This is a genomic window from Thermomonas sp. (assembly GCF_029945965.1).
In the GTDB taxonomy this organism is placed as follows: Bacteria; Pseudomonadota; Gammaproteobacteria; order Xanthomonadales; family Xanthomonadaceae; genus Thermomonas.
Window position 1 is genome coordinate 298,658 of record NZ_JAQSDO010000008.1, and the last position, 15,461, is coordinate 314,118.

Here is a 15,461-nt window from a genome sequence, read left to right on the forward strand (position 1 = left end):
TGGGGGAAGGATCACGTCGTGGTGAAACCGAGGGTGTCATCGAGCCGATACGCTGCACGCAGCGCATCCAGGCCGGGTGGATTGCCAACTACGGTCACGCCGTCTTCGGCGCGCGTGGACAGCGTGGACAGCAGCGCCAGGCCCGAGCTGTCGAGCCGCTCGACGGCGCGGATGTCGAGGCGGCGCACGCCGGCCATGTTCGCCGGCAGCGCGTGCCACAGGGCCGGCACGACATCGCGCGACAGTGCGCCGGTGAACACCAGCGCGTCACCGTCGCGGCGCACGGCCACGGCGTTATTTGCCGGGGCTGGCATTGGGCTTGAGGTTGCCGGCGCGCAGGTCGGCGGCGACCTGGGCAATCGACTTGGTCTGCAGCGGGCCGTCGAACTGCTGGCGGAAGGTCTGCACGTAGGAGATACCTTCGACAATGATGTCGAAGATCTTCCATGTTCCGCCGGACTGGCGCATCAGGTAGTCCACCGGAATCGAGTCGCCGCCGGTGCGCTGGAACTCGCTGGCCACCTTGACACCCAGGCCGCGCGGCAGCGGCGTCTCGGACTTCATCTTTACCCGTAGCTTGGTGTTGAAGTCGAGCAGCGACGAGCCGTAGCGGAGCATCAGGTTGTCCGCCAGGGCATCGGAGAAAAGCTTGACTTCGGCATCCGAGGCGCCGCGACCGTGGCGGCCGAGCACCTGCCGGGCGGCATAGTCGCGGTCGAACACCGCGTTGAACTCGGTGTTGATGAACTGCTGCAGCGCGGCGCGGTTCTGGGTGAACTCCGCGCGCCGGCTTTCAAGCGAACTCAGCACGCGCTTGGTGTTGTCGAGCACGATCTGGGTTGGTGAGCCCTGCGTAGCCGCGGTGGCCGGTTTGGCTGCCTTGGCGGCAGACTGGGCGAAGGCCGCGCCGGGAACGGCGGCGGCGAGGGTCGCGGCGATTACTGTAACGAGGAAGACGTGGTGCTTGATGGCGTGTGTGGTGATCATGGCGTGTTGGCCTCGATGGGCGATGGGGTCGTGGTGGTGCTGGCGCCTTCGTCGGCACCCGTGCTGGGCGCGGCGGGCTTGCCGCCGCCGCTGAACATGTATTTGCCGACCATCTGGATGATGTCGACGGCCGGCGTGGTGAATGCGATCTCTTCGCCGGGTTTCAATGACTCCGGATCGCCGCCGGGCTGCAGGCCGACGTAGCTTTCCCCCAGCAAACCGTTGGTGAGGATGCCCGCCGAGGTGTCGGCTGACAGCGTGTCGTAGCGATTGTCGATATCGAGCGTGACGACCGAGTCGAGCTTCTTCGGGTCGAGGCTGATGTCGCCGACGCGGCCGATGGTGACGCCGCCGATCTTGACCGGTGCCATCGGCCGCAGCGGCCCGATGTTGGTGAAGCGCGCCTTGAGCTCGTAGGTGTCGCCGCCAAAGCCGAACTTGCCGTTGGTCGAGGCGATGGCGAGCACCAGCATCGAGCCCAGGGCAAGCAGGAGGAAGGCGCCGACGGCGAATTCGAGACGTGGGCCGCGTGTACTCATGGGATCACCTGTTGAGAGAATGCGGGATGTCAGGCGAAATACTCATCGGAACAGCAGCGCCGAGAGCACGAAGTTGAACATCAGCACCAGCAGGCTCGCGTTGACCACCGCGCGCGTGGTCGCGATCGAGGTGCCCTCGATGGTCGGCTCGGCGTGGTAGCCGACATAGGACGCCACCAGCGCCGCTGTGCCGCCGAAGACCGCGGCCTTCTCGAACGCGATCAGATAATCGCTGCGGAAATCCACCGCATCCTGCAGCACCTGCCAGAAGGTGCCCGCGTCGATGCCGATGACGTGCACGGCTTCGAGATAGCTGGCGCTGATGCCGAAGCTGCAGAACAGCGCCGTCAGCAACGGCACGGTCAGCACTGCTGCCCAGAAGCGCGGGGCGACCACCTTGCCGATCGGGTCGATCGCCATCAGGCCGAGCGCGGTGATCTGGTCGGTGGCGCGCATCAGGCCGAGTTCGGCGGCGATCGAGCTGCCTGCGCGGCCGATGAACAACAACGCGGTCAGCACCGGCGCCAGCTCGCGGTATAGCCCCAGGCCGACCAGCGCGCTGATCTGGTTGCTGGCGCCGTAGGTCTCCAGCGCGCGGTAGCCGAGCAGGGTGACCGACAGGCCGACGAACGCGCCGCCGACTGCAATGATCGGCAGTGAGCGCGCACCGACCTTGTAGATCTCGCGCAGCAGTTCGGCGAAGAAGTCCGCTGTCGGCTTCGACGCGCGCAACACCGACAGCGAAAACAGGCCGGCGCGGCCGAGCGAGCTGATCGGCAAAATGATGGTGTCCGCAAACGCCATCAGGCGGCCTCCCTTCGGCTCAATGTAGCTGGGCTCAATGTAGCTCGGCTCGCGGTGTCGAACGCGATCGGGCCATCCGGGTTGCCATCCAGGAACTGGCGCACCAGCGGATCCGTGCTCGCCTCGAGCTCGGCCGGCTCTCCGGAAAACACGATGCGACCGTTGGCGATCACCACCGCGCGGTCGCAGACGGCCAAGGTTTCGTGAACGTGGTGGCTGACAATAATGCTGGTCAGCCCGAGGCTGTCGTTGAGCCCGGAAATCAGGCTCATGATCACCGCCGCGGCGATCGGGTCGAGGCCGCTCAGCGGCTCGTCGTAGATCATCAGCGGCGGATCCAGCGCCAGCGCGCGGGCCAGCGCCACGCGCCGCGCCTGTCCGCCGGACAGCTCGCGGGGGAACGCGTCGATCACCGCGCGCAGGCCGACCGCATTGAGCTTCATTTCCACCAGCCGGTCGATCACCGGCGCCGGTAGTCGTGTGTGCGTGCGCAGCGGCAGCGCGATGTTCTCACCGACCGTGAGGTCGGTCAGCAGGCCGTTGCCTTGCAACAGCACGCCGAGGCTCTTGCGCATCTCCAGCAGGTCGTGCTGGCGCTGCGGCACCGGCTTGCCGAACACCTCCACGGTGCCGGCTACCGGCACCAGCTCGCCGGTCAGTGCCGCCAGCAGTGTCGACTTGCCGCTGCCCGACGGCCCCAGCACTGCGGTAATACTGCCGCGAGGCACGACCAAGTCGATGTCCGACAGTACCGCGCGCGCGCCGTAGGACAGGCGAACGTCAGTGAAGCGGACAGCAATGACTTCAGCGGAGGAGTCGGCGGGCATGCGGGGCATCGGTATCGGGCGGGCGTTGGCAACGGGTCTGGCGTCAATGCGGGGCTAAGTTTCGAGCGAAGCGAAGATGGCTGCGGCCGGCTGCGGCGCCAATCAGCGGACAGCTTGTCACTACGCGGCTTAACCTATTGCATTGACACTCAGGCCAGCGTTATGCAGCCACTTGGCATGCGCGCCACATCGACACGATGACGAGCGGGACGCTAGCCCCGCAGCCGCGGAATGCCGTGCTCGTTGCGTTCCTCGATCGCCGCGGTATCCGCTATTTGCTGGCGCAGGTCGCGGCCGGGCATGTCGAGCAAGGTTGCGCTGCGCTGGCTGCGCAAGGCATTGGCATAGGCCAGGCGTGCGCGCGGTTCGTCGCCGGATTGCACGGCGATATCGCCCAATGCCTCCCAGGCTGGGCTGCCGGCGCCTTGGGCAATTGCCCGATACAAGGCGCGTTCGGCTTGTGGCAGGTGGCCTTGCGCCTTGTCCAGTCGCGCGACCGCCAGCAGCAGGGCGGGGCTGGATGGATGTGCTTGCAGCCAGCGCTCAGCCTGCGTGCGGCGTTCTTCCAGGCGAGCCACGTCCAGCTGGCCATACAGGTCGGCGAGGTCTTCGTCCCACTGGCGATCCAGGGCTTGTTCCAGGCTACGCGTGGCCGCTTCGTTCCAGCCCATCGCTGCTGCCCGCCGTGCATACGCCGCGACGACCGATGCGCTGGTCTGCACGCCTTGCGGCAGTGCGTCCCAGCGGTCCGCCAGTTCGCTGGCATTGCCAGCCTGTTGCAGCGACTGCGCGGCCCACTGGGATTGCAGTTCATCCAGGCGCGCTGCAGGTAGCGCCTGCTGCTGGCGCAATGCGCCAAGCAGGCCATAGGCATCGAAGCTGCGACCACTGGCAGCAAGCGCATCTGCGCGTAGCTGCAACCCACGCGGCGGAAGCGGTTGTGCACGCGGCGCGTCCAGCGCAGCCAGTGCATCGGCGGGATTGCTGCGTGCCAGTGCGTGTTCGGCGCGCAGCAGCGCCTGGCTGGTGGCATCGCGTTCACCCAATGCGTCCAGGTGCGCAGTTGCCGCCGCGTCGTCGCCACGTGCAGCGGCGGCGCGCGCCGCATGGATGCGCGCGAGGTTGCCGCCTTCGCCATGCGCGGCGGCCTGCTTCAGCAATTGTTCGGCGCGCTGGTACTCGCCACGCTGGTGGGCATGCAGGCCGTCGATCAGTTGCGCGCGGGCACGCCGTTCGCGACGCCGTTTCCATGCCACGAATGGCAGCCGCAACAAATTCCACAGCAACGTGACGCCGAACATGAAGGCCAGCAGCAGGCCAAGCCCGGCGGCCACCGTGGCCTGGTAGTCGGTGCCACGGAAGCGCACCAGCACATAGCCAGGATCCTGCAGCAGCAGTTGCGCCAGCAATGCACCCAGCACGGCCAGCACCAGCCAGAACAACACGCTGCGGAACAGGTTCATGTCGCCTCCAATCCTTCGGCGGAGCAATGGGTACTACTACAGGTCATGCGGTGGAGCATCGCAAGCCGCATGCAAGGGTCGCGTGATTGGCTCATTGCCCGCGCAGTGCGCGCAGCTGCTGCAGGGTGCTGCCTGAGAGCGGCGCATCGATCTGCAGCGTGATCGCCTTGAGTTCACCGATCCGCTTGCGATCCGCCGCCAGTTTCGATGGCTGCAGCTTCTGCAGCCATGCCTCGATCCGGTCCAGCGCAGTCGCCATGCCAGGATTGTCGCGGCGTTCGATCGCCGCGCGCGCCAGGCTCAGCTCGACCTGCATCGACGCCAGCGCCGCTTCGCGATCCGCACGCTCGCGCAGGCCGGCGCCAGCGGTCGGTTGCACGCGCACGATCCGGTCGATCAGGCGTTCGTACCAAGATGCCTGTTGGTCGGAATGTTGTGTGGTCACTGCGGGCACGTCCTGCAGGTCCTTGGCCAACGCATCCAGCAGGGCACTGGCACGTATCCGCGGATCCATGCCCAGCACATCGAGCGCGGCCTGTTCCTGCGCCAGTGTTTGCCGCAGGTTGAGGTAGGCAGGGTCGTCGATGCCGCCCAGCAGCGGTGCCGCCAAGGCCAGCGCGCGGCGCGCACCGTCGAGGTCATCGGCCAGCTGCAGGCGCTGCTGGCCGATGCCGAGCAGCAGTTCGAGTTCGTCCAGGCGCAATGCCTGCGCGCTGTTGCGGTCGGGATCGGCGAGCTTGGATACGCTGTCTTCCAGCAGCGTGGCGCGTTCGCCGATGCCGAGCAGTTCATCGCGCAACACGCGATTGGTGGCTTCGGCCTGTTGCAGGCGTTGCGCCTGCGCCTGCTGGCCAGTACGCAGGCTGGCCACGCTGGCGTCCAGTGCCTGCCGTTGCTGCTCGGCCAGGGCCGTGGACTGCGCCTGCTGGTGCTGCCAGTAGCGCCAGCCGAAAACACCGGCGGCTGCCAGCACGATCAACAACAGCAACAACAGCAACAGACCGCCGGCCCGCGAGCGACGCGGCGGCACGGATGGCAGCGAAGCGGGGGGTGGCGACGGAGCGGGGGATGCGTTCACGCAGTGATCCTAAACGAAGATGCTAAACGAACGCGTTGGCCGCCGCCTGCAGCAATGCGGCAGGACTGGCGCTGCTTGCAATCGCGATGCGACGGAAACCCGACTGGCGCGCGATATCGGCAAGGCGCTGGCTGGCGACGATCACGGCGATAGGTGCGAGTGCGCTTGCCGTTTGCGCCGCGAGCAATCGCTGCAGCGCATCCTGGCTGCTCAAGACCATCATTACGCGTTGCGGTGACTCCAGGGCTGCATCGAGCGCAGTGAGCGCACGCGCGCTGAAAGCGATTGGTTGCCTTGCATATACGTCCGCGCGGATGACCTTCGCGCCACGTTTGGCCAGGGTTGGTGCGAGCAGCCCGCGGCCACCGGGCGCAGTGACAAGACCAATACTGCGACCTCGGATGTCCTGCAGTTCCGGCATCGCCAGCAGGCCTTCGCTGTCCATCCGCGAGGGCGCCCGTGCGTCGATTCCCGCGTGCTGCAGGGCAAGCCGGGAGCCACTGCCGACTGCCAGCCAGGCCTGTCCGCGGCGCGCCTTCAGGGGTTGCAGCGCCGCCGCCGCGCGCACTGCATTGGGGCTGGTCCAGATCACGATATCGGCCGCCAGCGCCTGCTTCAGGGCTTTGCGGTGATCCGGTTCGGCCAGGGGTTGGATCGCAAACGGCGACAGCGCCAGTACGCGCGCTCCGCGCCGGCTGGCAGCCGCGCGCAGGCCGTCATGCTGGCCGCGCGGACGCAGCGACAGCACGGTCCAGCCGTGCAGCGATTTCGGGTTGTCCATGCGTGCTGGCATTGGCCGAAGCTTGGCATAGCACCCGTGCTTGCGGCAGGCTATCGCGCATGGACATGACTTCTATATCTGCTTCGCCACTGGATGGCTTGGCCGCGCATTACCTGGCAATGCCGCCGGTCGCGGCGCTGCAACCCGCGATTGACCACTGGCAGGACGGCCACCTGTGCCTGCGCGCGCCACTGGCCGCGAACGTCAATGACAAGGGCTGTGCATTCGGCGGCAGCCTGGCCTCGCTGATGACCTTGGCCTCGTGGGGGCTGGTGTACCTGGAACTGGCGCAACAGGGCATCGAGGCCGACATTTTCGTCGCCGACAGCCGCGTGCGTTACCTCAAGCCGGTGTTCGAGGACCTGCAGGTCGATGCCTGTTTCGACGATGCCGGTGAGCGCGTGGCGTTGCTTGACGCGCTGCGCAGGCAGGGGCGGGCCAGCATCCGCCTGCAGGCGCGCACCTTGTTGGCCGATGGCGGCGTGGCCGCGACCTTCGTTGGCCGCTATGTGGCGATCGCCAGGGGCTAGCCCGCAGGTTCGCCGCCGCGCGGGTTAGGATGCTCACGCTCGTGTTGCCAATGTCCCCGCGGAGAGACCCATGCCCAGATTGCTGCTGCGTTGCCTGCTGCTGTGCTGCCTGGCATCATGCTTGGCACTGCTGGCCGGCTGTCCAAAGTCCGCAAGCAAGGGCAGCGCGCTCGACGAAGCGAAGTACGCGTATTCGGCGGCGATCCGCTGGGGCGATTTCGAGGGCGCCTGGAACCTGGTCGATCCCGAATACCGCACCGCGCACCCGCTGACCGACATCGACTTCTCGCGCTACAAGCAGGTGCAGATCTCCGGCTATCGCGAAAAGGGCATGGCGATCCAGCCCAGCGGCGAAATCATCCGCGACATCGAGATCGGCGTGATCAATCGCAACACGTTGACTGAGCGTACGGTGCTATACCGCGAACACTGGCGCTATGACGAGACGGCGAAGACCTGGTGGCTGGACACTGGCCTGCCGGATCTGTGGCAAGGCGAATAGCACGGTTTTTTTGCGTGATCGCGCTGTAGCGGCGACAATCGCGGCCCTCGCGTCGCTAGCTGGTCTAATCCGTGAATCTTGCAGAACTGATGGCCTTCGCCGGTCTTCACCCTTATCTCTCGCTGGCCCTGGTCGGGCTGACTCTCGCGTTGATCTACACCGAACTTGCCGGACGCCTGTCCGGGGTTCGCCGGATCGGCCCTGCCCAGCTGACCGCGCTGATCAATCGCGATAACGCGCTGGTGGTTGACCTGCGCCCGACTGCCGACTTCGACAAGGGCCATATTGCCGGCGCCAAGAACGTGCAGATGAGCCAGTTTGATCCCGAGAACAAACAACTGGCCCCGGCCAGGGCATTGCCGGTGGTGCTGGTGTGCAAGGCTGGAGAGACTGCCAGCACCGCCGCCAAGCGCCTGCGCAAGGCTGGTTTCAGCCATGTCAGCGTGCTTGAAGGCGGCGTGCAGGCCTGGCAGGCCGCCGACCTGCCGCTGGTCAAGAAAGGTCGCGGCTGAGCCTGGGCGCCATCTCGTGACGGCTCGGAAGTTTCTGCGGCCAAGCCTTGCAACCTGCCGCGATTGCCCCAAGTCAGGAAGCACGCATCGATCGGTGCGATAATTCATCTCTTAACTCGCGCGTCAACACGCATTGCCTGGAGCCACCATGTCTGATGAAACCCTGAACGGCGCAGCCCCGGCTGTCGAAGCCCAGCCGGAGCCGCAAGGCCCGAGCTTCACGGTCGAGAAGCTTTACGTGAAGGACCTGTCGTTCGAGGCTCCGAATGCCCCGCAGGTGTTCAACGAGCAGGGTCAGCCCGACCTGCAGATGAAGCTCAGCCAGAAGGTGAACCGTTTGGCCGATGCTGCGTTCGAAGTCAGTCTGGGCATCACCGTGACCTGCACCCTCAATGGCAAGAGCGCCTACCTTGCGGAAGTCGAGCAGTCCGGCGTGTTCGGTCTGGCCGGCTTCGATGAGCAGGTCCTTGATGCGATGCTCGGCACCCAATGCCCGAACATCCTGTATCCGTATGCGACCGCCGCGATCGGTCAGCTGATCACCTCTGGCGGGTTCCCGCCGTTCCCGATGCAGCCGATCAATTTCGATGCGTTGTATGCCGAAAACCTGCGCCAGCGTGCCGAGCAGATGGCACAGCAGGCAGGTGGTGGTTCGCTCGAAAACACGGAAGCCGCCGGCAACGCGTAAGCTCAAGATGATCCGTGGCCGTCCATGGCGCAGCAACGCGGACTCTCGGAACGTCCCGCACGGTCATCCATTGCCGTGCGCTCGAGGTCGCAGCTGATGCCGATAGAGCATCAGCTGGACACGACCTCTTGCCCATCGGTTGCGATACTGGGCGCGGGCTCTTGGGGCACCGCGCTTGCTGCGCTGATCGCCCGCCACGGTCACCCCACCATGTTGTGGGGTCGCGATGCGGCGATGGTTCAGACCATCGCCGTTCGCCACGAAAATCCACGTTACCTGCCCGGCATCGCTCTACCGGAAAGCCTGCGCGCGACCAGCGTGCTGGCCGAGGCCATGGCCGGCGCGGATCTGGTGCTGGTGGTAGTGCCCTCTCATGCCTTCGCCGACACCCTTCGCGCGCTGACGCCGCTGCGCCCGGGGCATGCCGGTGTGGCCTGGGCGACCAAGGGCTTCGAGCCCGGCAGTGGCCGTTTCCTGCATGAAGTCGCGGGAGACATTCTTGGTAACGGCAGGCTGGGCAAAGACGTGCCGTTGGCGGTCGTCACCGGTCCGTCGTTTGCCAAGGAAGTCGCGGCCGGCCTGCCGACCGCCCTGACCGTGCATTCCGAAGACCCTGTTTTCTGCCAGCAGGTCGCCGATGTCCTGCATGGCCCCGCGTTCCGCGCCTACACCGGCGACGACATGCGGGGCGCGGAACTGGGCGGCGCGATGAAGAATGTGCTGGCCGTGGCTACCGGCGTCGCCGATGGCATGGGGCTTGGCCTGAACGCGCGCGCGGGCCTGATCACCCGCGGTCTCAACGAAATGCTGCGGCTGAACATCGCCATCGGTGGCCAGCCGGAAACCCTGATGGGCCTGGCTGGTCTGGGCGATCTGGTGCTGACCTGCACCGGCGACCTGTCACGCAATCGTCGGTTGGGCCTGGCGCTTGGACGCGGCCAGTCGCTGGACGATGCGGTGCGCGAGATCGGCCAGGTGGTGGAATCGATCCAGACCGCGGACGAAGTCATGCGCCAAGCCGAAGCGCATGGCGTGGAGCTGCCGATTTCCAGCAATGTCCGTGAAGTTCTGCATGGCGACATCAGCCCTGGCGAAGGCCTGCGCCGGTTGATGGCGCGCGAGCAGAAAGCGGAATACCCGCAGTCGCTGTTCGAGCATTGATGCTCGTAATGGGCGGATGCCCAGGCATCAGCTGATTCGCGTGTTTTTTCAGTCTGCCGCACTCCTCGAGAGTGCGAAGTCCGAAGAGGAGGCCCTCGCCCCCGATGACCTGATGATGGTCATGGACGATGTGCAATGTCAGGCGGGGCTTTCACTGTCGGAGCTCCTTGAGCACCATGGCAGAGGCCAATGCGCACAAATCATCGCCAGACTCAGGTAGAACGTGAAATCAATGGAACTGACCGACTACCAGGCCAAATACTACGCACACGAGCTTACTCGCCGCTTTCCACCGGGTAGCGCAGAGAAATTGGCAGGCGCTGTTGCCAGCGCACAGGTCGATCTGAATCCGCATCAAGTTGATGCCGCGTTGTTCGCCTTCAACTCCCCATTGTCGAAAGGCGCGCTGCTCGCTGACGAAGTCGGTCTGGGAAAAACGATTGAAGCGGGGCTGGTCCTTTCGCAGAAATGGGCGGAAAAAAAGCGCCGCATCCTGATCATCACGCCCTCCAACCTGCGCAAGCAGTGGTTCCAGGAGATGGGTGAAAAGTTCTTCCTGCCCTGCCGCATCCTCGAGTCGAAGTCCTACAACGCAGCCATCAAGCAGGAAAACCTGCGTCCCTTTGAAGGGCCGGAAATTGTCCTGTGTTCCTACCAGTTCGCCCGCAGCAAGGCGTCTGACGTCCAAGCCGTGCCGTGGGATCTGGTCGTCATCGACGAAGCGCATCGCCTGCGCAATGTCTACAAGCCGACCAACGTCATCGCCAACACGCTGAAACTGGCATTGGCCAATCGCGACAAGCTGCTATTGACGGCTACGCCCTTGCAGAATTCCTTGCTGGAACTCTACGGGCTGGTCAGCTTCATCGATGAGCACACCTTCGGTGACCTCAAGAGCTTTCGCGAGCAGTTTGCCAACGCAAGTCAGGGTCAGGCCTTTGACGTGCTGAAGGCCCGACTCAAGCCGATCTGTCACCGCACCTTGCGACGCCAGGTTGTCGCGTACATACCGTACACACGCCGCCTGCCGCTGGTTGAAGAGTTCACGCCGGAAGAAAGCGAGGATCGCCTTTACGCACTGGTCTCGGAATACCTTCAGCGCGACAACCTGATCGCACTTCCGGCAAGCCAGCGCTCGCTGATGACGCTGGTGCTGCGCAAGCTGCTGGCTTCATCGACCTTCGCCATCGCTGGCGCGCTGCAGACAATCTCCAAGCGCCTCAAGGCGGAGCTTGCCGCGCAATCGCCTACCGAAACGCTGGCCGAAGACCTCGACCAAGACTACGAAGCGTTTAACGAGACTGCCGAGGAATGGCCTGACGATGGGACTGTTGAGCGACTGAGCGAGCAGGACCGCAAGGCGATGGCTGACGAAATCGTCGAACTCGATACTTTTGCGCAACTTGCCACATCGATCCAGTCCAATGCCAAGGGGACTGCGTTGTTGAAAGCGTTGACCGTCGCCTTCGCAAAAGCGCGCGAGCTGGGCGCGGACGAGAAGGCGATCATCTTCACCGAATCGCGCCGCACGCAGGACTACCTGTTGCGGGTGCTCGCCAACAGTCCATTCGGTGATGGCATCGTGTTGTTCAACGGCAGCAACACGGACGAACGTTCCAAAGTGATCTATGCGGAGTGGTTGCAGCATCACCAAGGTAGCGACCGCGTCACCGGTTCGCGGACCGCCGACATGCGCTCGGCGTTGGTGGACTACTTCCGCGACGAAGGCCGCATCATGATCGCCACCGAGGCGGGTGCTGAAGGCATCAATCTGCAGTTCTGCGCCTTGGTGGTGAACTACGACCTTCCATGGAATCCGCAGCGTATCGAACAGCGCATCGGCCGTTGCCATCGGTACGGGCAGAAACACGACGTGGTCGTGGTGAATTTCCTCAATCGCAAGAACGCTGCCGACCAACGCGTGTTTGAACTACTGTCGGAAAAGTTCCACCTGTTTGAAGGTGTGTTTGGCGCCAGCGACGAGGTGTTGGGCGCCATCGAATCCGGCGTGGATTTCGAGAAACGCATCGCTGCGATCTATCAGGGTTGCCGCAAGCAGGAAGAGATCAAGTCCGCATTCGACCAGCTCCAGCTTGAACTGAGCCTGGAGATTGACGAGTCGATGACACGCACCCGGCAGAAGCTGCTCGAACACTTCGATGACGAAGTGCGCGAAAAGCTGAAGATGCGAAAGCACGATTCGGAGGAGCAGTTGGGCCGCTACGAGCGCTTGCTGATGCAGCTGACCCGGCACGAACTGGCAGGCCATGCCGAGTTTCTGGATAACGGCGCCTTTCGCCTCGACAGTTCTCCGTTTGCGGACTTGCCGGCCATCCCGAAGGGTTTGTATGAACTACCGCGTCGGCACGGTGAAGCGCATCTGTATCGGCTGAATCATCCGCTGGCCGAGGCATTGGTGGCGCAGGCGAAGGCTCGGGAACTTCCATCAGCTGAGATCCATTTCGACTACAGCCAGCATGCTGGCAAGATCAGTGCGCTGCAGCCGCTGATCGGCAAATCGGGCCAACTCGCGGTCTGGTTATTCAGTGTCGAATCGCTGGATCAGGGTGAAGATCATCTGATCGTCGCGGCAACAACGGACGATGGTGGACACAACTTAGATGCCGATGCGGCCCAGCGGTTACTCACGCTGCCTGGACGGGTGATGCAACAAGGCGTATCAGTGGATGAGACGGCTTTGGGCCAGATTGCGCAGATGCAACAGGTCGCAATTCAACGCGAAACGTCCGAGCGCAATGCGCGATTCTTCGAAGCCGAGGCTGACAAGCTCGATGGCTGGGCGGACGACCTCAAGGTCGGGCTGGAACGGGAGATCAAGGAACTGGATCGCCAGATCAAGGAAGCCCGCCGCGCCGCGACCGTCGCCCTGACGCTGGATGACAAGCTCGCAGCACAAAAGCAGATCAGGGCGTTGGAGGGGCAGAGAAACCAGAAGCGGCGCACGCTGTTCGATGCTCAAGACCAGGTAGATAGAAGGCGAGATGAGTTGATCGGGCAGATTGAAGCGAAGTTAAACCAGCGGTTGTCGGGTTCGTTACTATTCAAAATTCGCTGGTCATTGTCGTAGGGAGAAGTAATGGAAGCGCCATCACAGACACTTGCAACAAAGATTGTCGCCCGATTGATCCAGGAAAAACTATTGGCACCGGAAGCAGCAAAGAAGCTGGAACCGCTTCTTGCCGAAGGCAAACTCCGTGCTGAAGACTGGAGGCTGCCGATCGAACTGGGAGTCGGCAAGGAAGAGAAGACATGAGTCAGCCATCACTTAAGAAACTGACGATTGACTACCTCAGAGGTTCAGTGACGCCGTTCGCGCTCCCCTTCGAGAAGGGGAGAAAGCTCACCATCGTCTACGGAGAGAATGCGAGCGGAAAATCTACAATCTGCGACGCGTTTGAATTCTTAGGCAACGGAAAGGTAGGGTCGCTGGAGAACCGTGGCTTAGGAAAAACCAACAAATATTGGCACTCCCTCGGAAGGGACCCAGCAGACGTTATCGTTACCTTGGAAACTGCGAACTCGACGTGTCTGGCAAAGATCGTCAAGAGTGAAGTGGTGGTAGACCCTGCGGCAGCACGCCCAAGAGTCGAAGTGCTTCGACGCAGCCAGATACTCTCTCTCATCGAAGCTACTCCGGCAGATCGATATGCGGAAGTGAGTCGTTTCATCGATGTTTCTGGTGTGGAAGCGTCTGAAGCGACACTGCGTGGACTGATTCGAGATATGGACGGAAGTCGCGGGATCGCAATCGCTAGAATTCAGGAGAATCAAGACGCAATCGGACAATTCTGGTCGTCGGCAGGAGAGCCAGGAACTGACGCTCTTTCATGGGCGGAAACCGAAGCCACCCGCGACCCCAACGAATCAGATGTGGAACTTGAAGCGCTTGCTAAATTGCAAGCTGCCTATGTCAGGCTTGGTGACTATCCGACGCGCCTGAAGGCAGCAGAGGCGGCCATTAAGGCTGCAGCGAGTGCAGCCATCGTTGTTCAAGCAAAGATTGATGAGCAGCTGCAGACGATTGCAAAAGATGCAGGAGAGATTGTTGGGCTTCTGGAAGCGGCGCGCTCGTATTTGCAGAAGCACACCGACCCGCAAGTATGTCCATTGTGCGAGAGCGCGGAGAAAGTTGACGGATTATCCCAGCGAATCACACAGCGGCTTGGTTCATTCTCTGCGCTTCAAGCCACGCGCGTTCAAGTAACGGCAGCGGGTCGGAATACGCAGCAGGTTGAACAACAGTTGGCGGTACTGCGGGACAGTGCAAAGAAGCACGCTGAGGAATTCGAGCAAGCTCGCACGGGCTTCGTTTGGTCGTCAGATATCGTAATGCCGCTGGCGTCAGCACCAGTTGACATTGCCGCTCTTGCAGACTGGCTGGCCGCTACGGCCCCACTGGTTGTCGATTGGAAGAAGGTCGAGACCGCAAGGATCGACAAGAAGCAATTCACTAGGACCCTGAAGGGGGCGCTGAAGACATATTTAGAGAACGTTGCCACCCAACAGGAACTCGATATCCTTCTCCCGAATCTGACCAGGACGCTGGGGATTGTTCAAGAGGAACGTCGATCCTTCACTGACAGTGTGCTTGCCAAGATCGCTGGGGAAGTGGGGCGCTTATACGAAGAAGTGCACCCGAACGAAGGACTGAACAAGATCGGTCTGGAACTGGACCCCAGCAAGCGAGCCTCTCTCTCAATTGGCGCAAGCTTCTGTGGACAAGCGGGGGCGCAGCCGCAAGCCTACTTCAGCGATTCACATCTCGATACGCTCGGCCTTTGCGTGTTTCTGGCCTTGGCTGCAATGGACGGCGCGGAAAACACGATCCTTGTACTCGACGATGTCTTGGCCAGCGTGGATGAGCCGCATGTTGAGCGCGTTATCGGGATGATCTACGAGGTGAGTAAGAATTTCCGCCACACCATCGTTACAACGCACTACCTGCGTTGGCGCGAGAAATTCCGTTGGGGCGAGTGGAAGCCTGATCAGGTGTGCCAATTTGTAGAATTGAAACAATGGACGCTTGGTGAAGGCATAACGCTTACGGGCTCCATCCCCGAGATCGTGCGGCTTAAAGCTCTATTGGCCGACTCAAATCCGGATGTCCAGTCTGCCTGCAGCAAGGCCGGGGTTATCTTGGAAGCAATGTTGAATTTTCTCACTCTGAGATATGGGTGTGCGGTGACGCGCCGTGTTGGCGATGCCTATGTTTTGAGCGATCTGCTCGGCGCTGTAAATGGCAAATTGCTCGCTGCATTGAAAGTTGAAACGGTGGAGCATTCTGTTTGTGACTCACCCGTTGTTACGGCCACGGAATTGAAGTCGATCCTCGATGAAATTGCAAAGATTGCTCAAGCGCGCAACGTCATGGGCGCACATTTCAACGCGGTGGCTTTTGATCTTTACCCAGTTGACGGACTTAAGTTCGCCAGGCTGGTCGAGCAACTATGCGATGCGTTGATTTGCCCTGAGCATGGATGGCCCAACAAGGATAAGTCAGGCAGCTATTGGAACAATGGTGGTGACACTCGTCGCCTCCACCCACTCAAGAAACCCGCGTAAGGTTAC

Annotated in this window: 16 protein-coding genes; 8 read left to right on the forward strand and 8 right to left on the reverse strand. The window is 62.5% G+C overall.

What is annotated here, in order from left to right; translation table 11 throughout:
- Nucleotides 1-11 precede the first annotated feature (11 nt).
- The 8 genes from PSV05_RS04410 to PSV05_RS04445 form a co-directional block, all read right to left on the reverse strand.
- Entirely contained in the window at nt 12-314 is a 303-nt protein-coding gene (locus tag PSV05_RS04410) for an STAS domain-containing protein (RefSeq protein ID WP_300062019.1), read from the reverse strand.
- On the reverse strand, nt 295-987 hold the full coding sequence (locus PSV05_RS04415; RefSeq protein ID WP_300062022.1) for an ABC transporter substrate-binding protein: 693 nt from the start codon (nt 985-987) through the stop codon (nt 295-297). The genes PSV05_RS04410 and PSV05_RS04415 overlap by 20 nt, the downstream gene beginning before the upstream one ends.
- Nucleotides 984-1,526 (reverse strand): outer membrane lipid asymmetry maintenance protein MlaD, encoded by a 543-nt coding sequence (gene mlaD / locus PSV05_RS04420; RefSeq protein WP_300062025.1) that lies wholly within the window; start codon nt 1,524-1,526, stop codon nt 984-986. Before mlaD ends, PSV05_RS04415 begins: the two co-directional genes overlap by 4 nt.
- A gap of 42 nt (nt 1,527-1,568) precedes the next feature.
- A complete protein-coding gene (locus PSV05_RS04425) occupies nt 1,569-2,330 on the reverse strand; it encodes an MlaE family lipid ABC transporter permease subunit (protein WP_300062028.1) in 762 nt (253 codons plus the stop codon).
- On the reverse strand, nt 2,330-3,157 hold the full coding sequence (locus PSV05_RS04430; RefSeq protein WP_300062031.1) for an ATP-binding cassette domain-containing protein: 828 nt from the start codon (nt 3,155-3,157) through the stop codon (nt 2,330-2,332). Before PSV05_RS04430 ends, PSV05_RS04425 begins: the two co-directional genes overlap by 1 nt.
- 212 nt (nt 3,158-3,369) lie before the next feature.
- Nucleotides 3,370-4,620 carry a heme biosynthesis HemY N-terminal domain-containing protein gene (locus tag PSV05_RS04435; RefSeq protein ID WP_300062034.1) on the reverse strand — a complete coding sequence of 417 codons (1,251 nt, stop codon included), beginning with the start codon at nt 4,618-4,620 and terminating at the stop codon, nt 3,370-3,372.
- 91 nt (nt 4,621-4,711) lie between these two features.
- Nucleotides 4,712-5,698, reverse strand: coding sequence for a hypothetical protein (locus PSV05_RS04440; protein WP_300062037.1), 987 nt, complete (start codon nt 5,696-5,698; stop codon nt 4,712-4,714).
- A gap of 22 nt (nt 5,699-5,720) precedes the next feature.
- Nucleotides 5,721-6,491, reverse strand: a complete 771-nt coding sequence (locus PSV05_RS04445; protein ID WP_300062040.1) for a uroporphyrinogen-III synthase — start codon at nt 6,489-6,491, stop codon at nt 5,721-5,723.
- A gap of 47 nt (nt 6,492-6,538) precedes the next feature.
- Between PSV05_RS04445 and PSV05_RS04450 the strand changes: the two genes are divergently transcribed.
- The 8 genes from PSV05_RS04450 (at nt 6,539) to PSV05_RS04485 (ending at nt 15,455) form a co-directional block, all read left to right on the forward strand.
- Complete coding sequence (locus tag PSV05_RS04450) at nt 6,539-7,009, forward strand: YiiD C-terminal domain-containing protein (protein ID WP_300062043.1); 471 nt, start codon at nt 6,539-6,541, stop codon at nt 7,007-7,009.
- Nucleotides 7,010-7,079: 70 nt separating this feature from the next.
- Nucleotides 7,080-7,511 (forward strand): hypothetical protein, encoded by a 432-nt coding sequence (locus tag PSV05_RS04455; RefSeq protein WP_300062046.1) that lies wholly within the window; start codon nt 7,080-7,082, stop codon nt 7,509-7,511.
- A 71-nt stretch (nt 7,512-7,582) separates the two neighbouring features.
- Entirely contained in the window at nt 7,583-8,023 is a 441-nt protein-coding gene (locus tag PSV05_RS04460; protein WP_300062049.1) for a rhodanese-like domain-containing protein, read from the forward strand.
- 148 nt (nt 8,024-8,171) lie between these two features.
- A complete protein-coding gene (secB, locus tag PSV05_RS04465) occupies nt 8,172-8,711 on the forward strand; it encodes a protein-export chaperone SecB (RefSeq protein WP_300062052.1) in 540 nt (179 codons plus the stop codon).
- Between the two features lie 96 nt (nt 8,712-8,807).
- Complete coding sequence (locus tag PSV05_RS04470; protein ID WP_300062055.1) at nt 8,808-9,872, forward strand: NAD(P)H-dependent glycerol-3-phosphate dehydrogenase; 1,065 nt, start codon at nt 8,808-8,810, stop codon at nt 9,870-9,872.
- 232 nt (nt 9,873-10,104) lie between these two features.
- Nucleotides 10,105-12,960 (forward strand): SNF2-related protein, encoded by a 2,856-nt coding sequence (locus tag PSV05_RS04475; protein ID WP_300062276.1) that lies wholly within the window; start codon nt 10,105-10,107, stop codon nt 12,958-12,960.
- A gap of 9 nt (nt 12,961-12,969) precedes the next feature.
- A complete protein-coding gene (locus PSV05_RS04480) occupies nt 12,970-13,146 on the forward strand; it encodes a hypothetical protein (RefSeq protein WP_300062058.1) in 177 nt (58 codons plus the stop codon).
- On the forward strand, nt 13,143-15,455 hold the full coding sequence (locus PSV05_RS04485; RefSeq protein WP_300062061.1) for a hypothetical protein: 2,313 nt from the start codon (nt 13,143-13,145) through the stop codon (nt 15,453-15,455). Before PSV05_RS04480 ends, PSV05_RS04485 begins: the two co-directional genes overlap by 4 nt.
- The last annotated feature ends 6 nt before the right edge of the window (nt 15,456-15,461 follow it).

Excerpts from the sequence above, each read along its gene's own strand:
- PSV05_RS04410 (WP_300062019.1), bottom strand. The coding sequence starts at position 314 with ATGCCAGCCCCGGCAAATAACGCCGTGGCCGTGCGCCGCGACGGTGAC.
- PSV05_RS04415 (WP_300062022.1), bottom strand. The coding sequence starts at position 987 with ATGATCACCACACACGCCATCAAGCACCACGTCTTCCTCGTTACAGTA.
- mlaD (WP_300062025.1), bottom strand. The coding sequence starts at position 1,526 with ATGAGTACACGCGGCCCACGTCTCGAATTCGCCGTCGGCGCCTTCCTC.
- PSV05_RS04425 (WP_300062028.1), bottom strand. The coding sequence starts at position 2,330 with ATGGCGTTTGCGGACACCATCATTTTGCCGATCAGCTCGCTCGGCCGC.
- PSV05_RS04430 (WP_300062031.1), bottom strand. The coding sequence starts at position 3,157 with ATGCCCGCCGACTCCTCCGCTGAAGTCATTGCTGTCCGCTTCACTGAC.
- PSV05_RS04435 (WP_300062034.1), bottom strand. The coding sequence starts at position 4,620 with ATGAACCTGTTCCGCAGCGTGTTGTTCTGGCTGGTGCTGGCCGTGCTG.
- PSV05_RS04445 (WP_300062040.1), bottom strand. The coding sequence starts at position 6,491 with ATGCCAGCACGCATGGACAACCCGAAATCGCTGCACGGCTGGACCGTG.
- PSV05_RS04450 (WP_300062043.1), top strand. The coding sequence starts at position 6,539 with ATGGACATGACTTCTATATCTGCTTCGCCACTGGATGGCTTGGCCGCG.
- PSV05_RS04455 (WP_300062046.1), top strand. The coding sequence starts at position 7,080 with ATGCCCAGATTGCTGCTGCGTTGCCTGCTGCTGTGCTGCCTGGCATCA.
- secB (WP_300062052.1), top strand. The coding sequence starts at position 8,172 with ATGTCTGATGAAACCCTGAACGGCGCAGCCCCGGCTGTCGAAGCCCAG.
- PSV05_RS04470 (WP_300062055.1), top strand. The coding sequence starts at position 8,808 with ATGCCGATAGAGCATCAGCTGGACACGACCTCTTGCCCATCGGTTGCG.
- PSV05_RS04475 (WP_300062276.1), top strand. The coding sequence starts at position 10,105 with ATGGAACTGACCGACTACCAGGCCAAATACTACGCACACGAGCTTACT.
- PSV05_RS04480 (WP_300062058.1), top strand. The coding sequence starts at position 12,970 with ATGGAAGCGCCATCACAGACACTTGCAACAAAGATTGTCGCCCGATTG.
- PSV05_RS04485 (WP_300062061.1), top strand. The coding sequence starts at position 13,143 with ATGAGTCAGCCATCACTTAAGAAACTGACGATTGACTACCTCAGAGGT.